We start from the raw sequence: 9,633 nt of genomic DNA on the forward strand, positions 1-9,633 counted from the left end.
ACAGTGCACGACCTGGTGGCGGCCGGGGCCGCCGCCCACCCGGACGCCGTGGCGCTCCTCGCCCCCGGCCAACCGTCGCTCACGTACCGGCAGTTGGACGACGAGTCCACCGCGCTGGCACGCCGTCTGGTGGCGCAGGGCCTGCGCCCCGGCCAGTATGCGGCCGTCCGCATGCGCCGCACCCCGGCCTTCGTCGTCGCGCTCCTGGCGGTCCTGAAGGCCGGCGGCATCTACGCGGCCATGGATCCCCTGTGGCCCGAGGCGCGCGTACAGCACCTGGTGCGGCAGGCGGACGCCCATGTCCTGACCGACGAAGGGCCGGACGCGGCCTTCGCCCTGCAACCCGCGCCGGGGCGTCGGCGGCTGCACCTCCAAGGGCCCCCCGAAACCCCGGAGAGTGCCCCGCTGCCGGTGGCGGGGCCCGGCGACGGGTGCGCCGTGATGTTCACCTCCGGCAGCACCGGCGAACCGAAGGGCTCCGTCTCGCCGCACCGCGCGGTGGTGAGCCGGTTCGTCGGGGTGGACTACGCCGACTTCGGGGCGGGACGCACCGTCCTGCAAGCCGCCCCGGTGTGCTGGGACGCCATGATGATCGAGCTGTGGTCGGTCCTGATGAACGGCGGCACCTCCCTGCTGCTCGGTGAGGGCCTGCACCTCTCCCCCGCGCTCGTCCGCCGGTACGTCACGGAAGCGGGCCTCGACACCCTGTGGCTGACCGCGGCCCTGTTCAACGCCTTCCTCGACGACGATCCCGGCTGCTTCGCGGGCCTGCGCCAGGTCCTGACCGGCGGCGAGCGTCTCTCACCGGGACACGTGGCCGGATTCCGCGCCGCGCACCCGGCGATCCGCCTCGTCAACGGCTACGGCCCGGTGGAGACCACGGTGTTCGCGACGACCCGGGTCATCGAGGACGGTGACGCCGAACGCTACGGACAGATTCCGCTCGGCACCGCGCTGCCCGGCACGCGGATCCATGTCCTGGACGCGCAGGACCGCCCCTGCCCGCCGGGCACGACCGGAGAGATCTGCATCGGCGGCAGCAGCCTCGCCCTCGGTTACCTGGGCGACGAGGACCTGACGGCGCGCGCGTTCCGTACCCTGCCGAGCGGCGAGCGGGTGTACCGCTCCGGCGATCTCGGCAGCCTGCACCCCGACGGGCTCCTGCTCTACGCGGGCCGCAAGGACCGCCAGGTCAAGATCCGCGGACAGCGCGTGGAACCCGCCGAACTGGAGCAGTTCCTGGAGCGCGCCGGCGTGCCGCGGGCCGCGGTCACCGTCCTGCGCGACCCGGGCGGCGCCGCCACCGGACTCGCGGCCCACTGTCTCGCCCCCGGCGACGGCCGCACCGCCGATGACCTGCACGCCCGCTGCGAGAGCGAACTGCCGCCCTATCTGCGGCCCCGGCAGCTGGTGCTGCTCGACGCCTTCCCGCTGACCGCGGGCGGCAAGGTCGACCTCAGGGCCCTGGCCGACCGCCTCGACGCCCCGCCGCCCGAGGTGCCGGAACACGCCAGGGAACACACCCCGGAACACGGCACCGAACCGTCCGACTCCCTCCTGGGGGCGGTGCTGACCGCTGCCGCCGAGCTTGCGGGCCGCCTCGTCGGGCCCGACGAGGACCTGTTCCTGTCCGGCGGCGACTCCCTGTTCGCCATGCAGCTGACCGCCCGGCTGGAACGGCACCACCACGTCCGCGTCGCCCTGGGTGCGGTGCACGAGGGCCGCACGCCCCGGGCCATCGCGGCGGACGCGGAGCCGCTTGCCGTACCGGAGCGGGACGGCCGGGCCGGGCCCGGTCAGGACCACGTCGTGGAGGACAGCAGGCAGGACCTGTGGCTCCAGGAGCAGTTGGCGCCCGGCGACCCCGCCCACCTTCTCGTGCTTTCCTTCGCCGTCGCCCCCGCCGTGGACACCGGGGCGCTGCGCACCGCCCTGGACTCCGTCGCCGCCCGCCACCCCGCGCTGCGTACCGTCTTCCGGCTCAAGGGCCCGTCTGTCGTGGCCCACGAACTGCCCGACGCGCACATCCCCGTCCAGGAGACCGAGCGCGACGCCGGGCTCACCGGGGGCCTGCCCGCCGCGTGGCTCGCCCCCTTCGACCTGGCGACCGACCCGCCGCTGCGCTGCTTCGTCACCCCCGCCGACACCGGGTCGGTGCTGACCCTGGTGCTCCATCACATCGCCTACGACGGCTGGTCGGAGCGTGCCTTCCTCACCGACCTGGGCGCGGCCTACGGCCGGGCGGACGAAACCGGCGGCCCCGTACACGCCGTCCACGCGCCCCCGCCCGGCCCGCGGGACGAGGCGGCGGTGGCCCGGGCCCGCGGGCACTGGCAGCACGCGCTGCGGTCGGCCGAACCGCTGGCCCTGCCGTCCGGCACACCGGCTTCGAGCGCCCGGTACGCGCGGCGGCACCTGGCGCTCGACGCCGGGGAGGTCCGTGCGCTGTGTGCGCGCATCCACCCCTCGCCGCACTTCTCGGCTCTCGCCTGGTACGGCATGGCGCTGCACCGGCTCACCGGAACCGACCGGTTCACCCTCGCCTCGTACCACGCGGGCCGGGAGCGCGTCGCCGAGGAAGTGGTCGGTTACTTCGTGCGGCCCGTCCCCCTGGTCCTCGACTTCGGTTCCGGCGAGGGGCCCGCCGGGGTGGCGGCTGCGGCCCGCAGGGACTGGCTGGTGGGCGTCGGTCTGGCGCCGCTGCCGTTGTCCGACCTCGCGGCCGTCGCGCCACGGCCCGACGACCCCCGGCTGCCCCCGGTCTTCCAGGCCGCCGTGATCTATCAGAACGCGCCCGCCGCCGACCTGCGCCTCCCCGGCCACACCACGCACCGCCGCGACGTCGCGCCGCCCGCCGCTTCCCTGCCCCTGCTCGTCCAGTTCTGGCCGTCCGCCGACGGGGCCTGGGACATCTGGCTGGAGTGCGACCCGACCCGCGTCCCGGAATCCATCCTGGACGAACTCGCCGCCCACCTCACGGACTTGGCGGCGGGCTCAGACCTCCCGGAACCGGACCAGCGGGTGGCTTCGCCCGCCTGACGCGCCGGGCGCACGGCAAAGCTGCCCTCGACCGCGGCGCCTCAGCCCTTCGCCCGCTCGAGCCACTCGTCCGGCGACCCCTTCTCCGTACGCTCCCGCAGATCGACCCGACGGATCTTGCCCGAGATGGTCTTGGGCAGCTCCTCGGTGAACTCGATGCGCCGGACGCGCTTGTAGGGAGCGAGCACCGAGCGGGTGTACTCGAAGATCGCCGCCGCCGTGTCCCCGTCCGGTGTCCAGCCCTTCGCCAGGACGACGTACGCCTTCGGGACCGCGAGCCGCAGCGCGTCCGGCGCGGGCACCACGGCGGCCTCCACCACCGCCTCGTGTTCGAGCAGCGCGCTCTCCAGCTCGAAGGGCGAGACCTTGTAGTCGGAGGACTTGAAGACGTCGTCGCTGCGGCCGACGTAGGTGAGGTATCCGTCGGCGTCCAGCGAGCCGATGTCTCCCGTGCGGTAGTAGCCGCCCGCCATCGCCTCCGCGGTGCGCTCCGCGTCCCCGTGGTAGCCGGTCATCAGGCCGACGGGCCGCGCCGACAGGTCGAGAGAGATCTCCCCCTCCGCCGCTCCCGGTTCGCCGGTGACCGGGTCCAGGAGCGTGACCTTGTAGCCGGGGCTCGGCCGCCCCATCGAGCCGGGCGTCAGGCGCTGGCCGGGCGAGTTGGCCACCTGGACCGCGGTCTCCGTCTGGCCGAAGCCGTCCCGGATCACCACGCCCCAGGCACGGTTCACCGCCTCGATCACCTCGGGGTTCAGCGGCTCACCGGCCGCCACGATCTCCCGGGGCGGCGTACGCAGCTGGCCCAGGTCCGCCTGGATCAGCATCCGCCACACCGTGGGCGGCGCGCAGAAGCTGGTGACGCCCACCCGGTCCATCTCCGCCATCAGGCTGCCCGCGTCGAAGCGCGTGTAGTTGTAGATGAAGACGGTGGCTTCCGCGTTCCACGGGGCGAAGAGGTTGGACCAGGCGTGCTTGGCCCAGCCCGGCGAGGAGATATTGAGGTGGACGTCACCGGGCTTCAGGCCGATCCAGTACATCGTCGCCAAGTGCCCGACGGGGTACGACACGTGGGTGTGCTCCACCAGCTTGGGCTGCGATGTCGTGCCCGAGGTGAAGTAGAGCATCAGCGGGTCGTCGGCCGCCGTGGGCCCGTCCGGCTCGAAGGCACGCGCGGCCGACGCCGTCTCCGTGTAGGACAGCCAGTCCCCGCCGGGGAACTCATCGCCGACCACGATCCTCGTGTACGCGCCGGTCACCCCGGCGAACTTCTCGACGTCCTCGCCGCGCACGATCACATGCCGTGCCCGGCCCCGCTCGATCCGGTCCCGCAGGTCCACCGTGCCGAGCAGCGGGGTCGCCGGGATCATCACCGCGCGCAGCTTCATCGCGGCGAGCGCCGTCTCCCACAGCTCCACCTGGTTGCCGAGCATCACCAGGATCCGGTCACCGGCCGCGACGCCCTGCTCCCGCAGCCAGTTGGCCACCTGGTTCGAGCGCGCCGACATCTCCGCGTAGCTGAACCGCTGCTCGCCGCCGCCCTCCTCGGCGATGTGCAGCGCCGTGCGGTCATTGCCGTCGGCGATCGCGTCGAACCAGTCGAGCGCCCAGTTGAACCGCTCGAACCGGGGCCAGCCGAACCCCTCGTACGCGGTCTCGTAGTCCTCACGATGCCGCAGCAGGAAGTCCCGGGCCGCGCGGAACTGCTCCGTGCGGCTGCCGCTCGTCGTGCCCGTCGTCGTCATTGCGCTCTCCTCGTCGCCGGTCCGGGGCCCAAAACCCTTGCCGTGCTCTTCGCCGCTTTTCGCCGCGATCATTGCCGGACACTACGTGGCATCGTGTAATTCGTGATGCGGATCTCACCACCCCCAAACGGAGAGACTTCGCCGGTGCCTTACGGGGCGACGTCGACGGCGTATTGAATGAACCCCTGAGGGGGTGACGGGCATGGTGTCCGCGGACCGTTTTCTGGCCTTCGCCGCGATGTCGCTGCTGGTGATCGTGATCCCGGGGCCGAGCGTCCTGTTCGTGATCGGCCGGGCCCTGGCCCATGGCCGGCGCACGGCCGTGGCGACGGCGCTCGGCAACGTCTTCGGGTCGTACGTCCTGGTGCTCGCGGTCGCGTTCGGTGTCGGGTCGCTCGTCGAGCGGTCGGCGGCGGTGTTCATGGCGGTGAAGCTGGCGGGCGCCGCGTATCTGGTCTTCCTCGGCGTGCAGGCCTTCCGGCACCGCAAGGAGATGCGGGCCCGGGCCATGGGGACGACCGCACCCGGCGCCGCGCGTTCCGACGTACGGACGGTCCTGGACGGGGCGCTCGTCGGGGTGACGAACCCCAAGGGCATCGTGTTCTTCGCGGCGGTGCTGCCGCAGTTCGTCGACCACTCGGCGGGTCAGCTGCCCGCGCAGATGCTGCTCCTGGGTCTCGTGCCGATCGGCATCGGCCTGGTCACGGACACGCTGTGGGGTCTGACGGCGTCCGCGGCCCGCACCTGGTTCGCCCGCTCGGACCGGCGTCTCTCGCTGATCGGCGGGGCCGGGGGCGTCACGATGATCGGGCTCGGCGTGACCGTCGCGGCGACGGGCCGGGCGGACTGAGACTGAGACTGCGACTGCGACTGCGACTGCGACTGGTCGGCTTCGCGGTTCAGCGCTCGATGACCGTGCCGAAGCGGATGTCATAGGTGGCGGCCTCGTTCAACGGCCCGCTCAGCAACCGCTCGGCCTCCTCCGTCAGCTCACCGCGCTGCGCCCTGGTCAGCTTGCCGAACGGCTCGAAGGTGAGGATGACGGACCTCTTGGCCTGGCCCGCGCCCTCCTTGATGCGCCACACGCCCGCGAGGAAGCCGTCGGCCAGGAAGACGCTGTAGGCGAAGTTCCCCTTCCAGGTGCGGCCCTTGTACTCGGGCGGCACGACCCGGCTGCGGTCGGCGTGCGACAGGAGGAGGTTGTCGAACTCGGGGAGAAGGCGCGCCGGGGCCGGGGTGTCCGCGTCGGGGTGCGGAGCGTCGGGGAGGTCGAAGAGCTCGACGCCGCTCTCGTCCCGGAACGTACGCAGCCGGGGCCGCAGCCGCTCGAAGACCTCCCGCAGGCGGGTCAGGCCCGCCCAGGTCTGCATGTCCTTGACGGATGCGGGCCCGAAGGCGGCGAGATAGCGCAGAACGGTGGCGTCGGGCGCCGGTACCGGCTCGCCCGGGCGGCCGAGCCAGTGCTCGGCGGTGGTGAGCGCGACCTGCCCGCTCTGCCCCCACAGACCGCGCGGGGTGACCTGGACCAGCGGCAGCGAGCAGCGGGCGGCGACCGCGAGCGACTGCGGGTCGGCGTCGGGCCAGCGCGGCAGCAGGACCTCCCGCAGCTGCTTCATCGTGCGGGGCTCCTCCTCGACGGCGGCACGGGCGAGCGCGGCGAGCTCCGCCAGGTCGACGCCGGCGAGTCCCTTGCGGAAGGCGTGCAGCTCCCGGTCGCGGGCGCCCTGCACCAGGGGACGCAGGGTGAGGGCGTCGTCGGCGGTGTGCAGGTGGATGGTCGAGCGCATGGTGACGATGCGTACGAGATCACGCTCGGCGAGGAGCCCGGACAGGTCCTGCGGGTCGAACCCTTCGAGCCGTGCGGCGAGGGCGTAGTAGGGCGGCTTCACGTTCTGCGCCTGGAGACCGAGCAGGTGCGTGACGGCGCCCTCGACGGAGAGGCCGGCCGAGCGGCGCAGGAGGAGTTGCCGGTCGAGGGTGGCGCGGTTGAGGGCGCGGGCGCTGAGCACGGGGGCGGTACGGGTCCGGGCACCGGCGGCCTTCGCCGCACTCGGCGTGCTCGGCGTGCTCGACCTGCTCGACCTGCTCGACCTGCTCGACCTGCTCGACCTGCTCGACCTGCTCGACCTGCTCGGCGTACCCGGCTCACTCGGCGTCTTCGTCATGGCCCGCACGCTAGCGGGACTTGCGGACACCTGCTGTCCGCAAACGTGTCGAGACGGTGCCACGCTCGCGACATTTGGTCCGTATATCCTCTTCGAGGCCGCAAAGACACACGTTCGACCTCGGAGGCATCCAGCATGGCGGAGCGCCGGTCCCGGCCCGTACCGGGCGAGAAGAGGCACGGCTGGCGGCGCACCGCCCCGGCCAAGGCCGCTTCGGCAGCGGGGAACGGAGCCCCGGCGAACTCCGGGGCCACACCCGCGGACTCCTCCCCCGCGCCGGCGGAGGCCGCGAGCATCGTGGAGGCCGCGCTCTACCGTGACGGGGTCCGCGTCGCGACGCCCACCTCCCTCGCCGACACCTTCCGGGAGCTGCGCGAGCAGCGCGACGGCATGGCCTGGATCGGCCTCGCACGCCCCACGGAGGCCGAACTCCTCTCCCTGGCCGCCGAGTTCGACCTGCACGAGCTCGCCGTCGAGGACGCGATGGAGGCCCACCAGCGCCCGAAGCTGGAACGCTACGGCGAGACGCTCTTCGTCGTCCTGCGCGCGGCCCGCTACCTGGACGCACCGGAGGAGGTCGACTTCGGCGAGCTGCACGTGTTCGTGGGCCCCGACTTCGTCATCACGGTGCGCCACGGCGCCGCCCCGGACCTGACCGCCGTACGCCGCCGCATGGAGGAGAGCCCGGAACTCCTCAAGCTCGGCCCGGAGGCCGTCCTCTACGCGATCCTGGACGCGGTGGTCGACGGCTACGCCCCCGTCGTGGCAGGCGTCCAGAACGACATCGACGAGATCGAGACCGAGGTCTTCAGGGGCGACCCCGCGGTCTCCCGCCGCATCTACGAACTCTCCCGCGAAATGGTGGAGTTCCAGCGGGCGACCCGCCCCCTGGTGGCGATGCTGCACTCCTTGATGGCGGGCTTCGCGAAGTACCGCACCGACGAGGAACTCCAGCGCTACCTGCGGGACGTCGCCGACCACGTCACGCACACCAGCGAACGCGTGGACGGCTTCCGCCAGGCCCTCACGGACATCCTCACGGTCAACTCCACACTGGTCACCCAGCAGCAGAACGCGGAGATGCGGGCCCTGGCGGAGGCGGGCTTCGAGCAGAACGAGGAGATCAAGAAGATCTCCTCGTGGGCCGCCATCCTCTTCGCGCCCACACTGGTGGGAACGATCTACGGCATGAACTTCGAGACGATGCCGGAACTGAAGTGGGCGGCGGGCTACCCCTTCGCCATCCTGTTGATGGCCGCGGTCTGCGTGAGCCTGTACTTCATCTTCAAGCGGCGGGACTGGCTGTAGCGCCGCGCGGGGGCCGTCGGCTAGGGCGCGGTGGCCGAGCCGTCGTAGACGTTCTCCGGGGTGGCGACCGCCGTGATCGCGCGGGCGAGCAGCGTGGACGGTTCCTGGCCCTGGCTCGTGATGTCGGTGTTCATCATGACGACCAGAGTGGCCTTCTGCGAGGGCAGGTAGACCGTCACGGTCTCGTAGCCCGGGATCGAGCCGTTGTGCCCGATCCAGCCGTTCGTCTTGAGGATGCCGAGACCGTAGGTGGTACCGGGGAAGCCGGTGGGCAGCGTCTTCAGCCGCTGCTTCTGGGTCCCGGGGCTGAGCAACTGACCGGTGGCGACGGACTTGGCCCAGGTACGCAGATCCTGCAGGTCGGAGATCATCGCCCCGGCCGCCCAGGCCCAGCTGGGGTTCCAGTTCGTCGCGTCCGCGACCTCACCGCTCGGCGTCTGGTCGGTGTAGCCGCGCGGGTGCGGGCGGGGAAACTCGTTGCCCTGCGGGAACAGTGTGTCGCGCAGGTGCGCCGGGTGCAGCACGCGGTGGCGGATGACGTCGGCAAGCCGGTGGCCGGTCACCTTCTCGACCACCATGCCCAGCAGGACGAGGTTGGAGTTGGAGTACTGGAACTTCTTGCCCGGCGCGAAGGTGTTGCGGTGCTTGAAGCCGTACGCGAGGGACTGGCGCGGGGTGAAGGTGCGCTGCGGGTCGCTCAGCAGGTCATGGACGAAGCCGGGGTCCTCGGTGTAGGGGAACAGGCCGCTGCGCATCTGGGCGAGCCGGCGCAGCGTGATGCGGCGGCCGTTGGGCACGCCCTTGACGTAGTCGGAGATCGGGTCGTCCAGCTTGACCCTGCCTTCGTCCACGAGTTCGAGCAGGGCGGTGACGGTGAACGTCTTGGTCTCGCTGCCGATCCGGACGAAGGAGTCGGCGGCCATCGGCCGGCCGGTCCTGGTGTCGGCGACGCCCATGGACCGGACGTAGCAGCCCTTGCCCGGCATCCACAGACCGACGACGGCCCCGGGGATGCCCGCCTTCTTCCCGACGTCGTTCATGGTCTTGTCGAGGCGGGACGTGAGCTTGCGTCCCAGGCTGTCCGGGCAGTCGCCCTTGTCGGGATGGGCGGCGACCGGCCGCTGATCGGCCGGGGCGGAGTGCGCCACCGCCGGGGCCCACAGGGATGCCGCGAGCAGCGCGGCGCAGAGGGAGCGACGGGACGTGAAAGGTCTCATGCGGGGGTGCCTCTTCCGGACAGGGGGGCGGACGTCACGAAGAACACCACCTCGGCCCGTGCGGGCGTCCGTGCGCCCTTCCCCGTGCCGGGAAGTCCACTCGTTCGGCGCCACCGGGCGGGACCGGCCGCAAAAGCCCCGCGGACCGGGGTCGACCCTGCC

General features: G+C 72.1%; 6 protein-coding genes. 3 read left to right on the forward strand and 3 right to left on the reverse strand.

The annotated features are described in order from the left end of the window. On the forward strand, positions 1–3,039 hold a 3,039-nt coding region (locus ACQKIP_RS30500), incomplete at its 5' end, for an amino acid adenylation domain-containing protein (protein WP_427744732.1). A 41-nt stretch (positions 3,040–3,080) separates the two neighbouring features. Here the strand turns inward: ACQKIP_RS30500 and ACQKIP_RS30505 are convergent. Then, positions 3,081–4,781, reverse strand: a complete 1,701-nt coding sequence (locus ACQKIP_RS30505; protein ID WP_365863372.1) for an AMP-binding protein — start codon at positions 4,779–4,781, stop codon at positions 3,081–3,083. 202 nt (positions 4,782–4,983) lie between these two features. Here ACQKIP_RS30505 and ACQKIP_RS30510 point away from each other — a divergent pair, with 202 nt between their 5' ends. Next, positions 4,984–5,631 carry a LysE family translocator gene (locus ACQKIP_RS30510; protein ID WP_365863120.1) on the forward strand — a complete coding sequence of 216 codons (648 nt, stop codon included), beginning with the start codon at positions 4,984–4,986 and terminating at the stop codon, positions 5,629–5,631. Between the two features lie 49 nt (positions 5,632–5,680). On the opposite strand, the gene ACQKIP_RS30515 is transcribed toward ACQKIP_RS30510, so the two are convergent. Beyond that, positions 5,681–6,946: a winged helix DNA-binding domain-containing protein gene (locus ACQKIP_RS30515; protein WP_365863118.1), complete on the reverse strand. Its 1,266-nt coding sequence runs from the start codon at positions 6,944–6,946 to the stop codon at positions 5,681–5,683. 135 nt (positions 6,947–7,081) lie between these two features. On the opposite strand from ACQKIP_RS30515, the gene ACQKIP_RS30520 reads away from it, so the two are divergent. Further along, positions 7,082–8,254: a magnesium and cobalt transport protein CorA gene (locus tag ACQKIP_RS30520; protein WP_365863116.1), complete on the forward strand. Its 1,173-nt coding sequence runs from the start codon at positions 7,082–7,084 to the stop codon at positions 8,252–8,254. Between the two features lie 20 nt (positions 8,255–8,274). On the opposite strand, the gene ACQKIP_RS30525 is transcribed toward ACQKIP_RS30520, so the two are convergent. After that, on the reverse strand, positions 8,275–9,471 hold the full coding sequence (locus ACQKIP_RS30525) for a serine hydrolase domain-containing protein (RefSeq protein ID WP_365863114.1): 1,197 nt from the start codon (positions 9,469–9,471) through the stop codon (positions 8,275–8,277). Positions 9,472–9,633: the final 162 nt, after the last annotated feature.

It is taken from the genome of Streptomyces sp. NPDC059900, assembly GCF_050270335.1.
Taxonomy (GTDB): Bacteria; Actinomycetota; Actinomycetes; order Streptomycetales; family Streptomycetaceae; genus Streptomyces.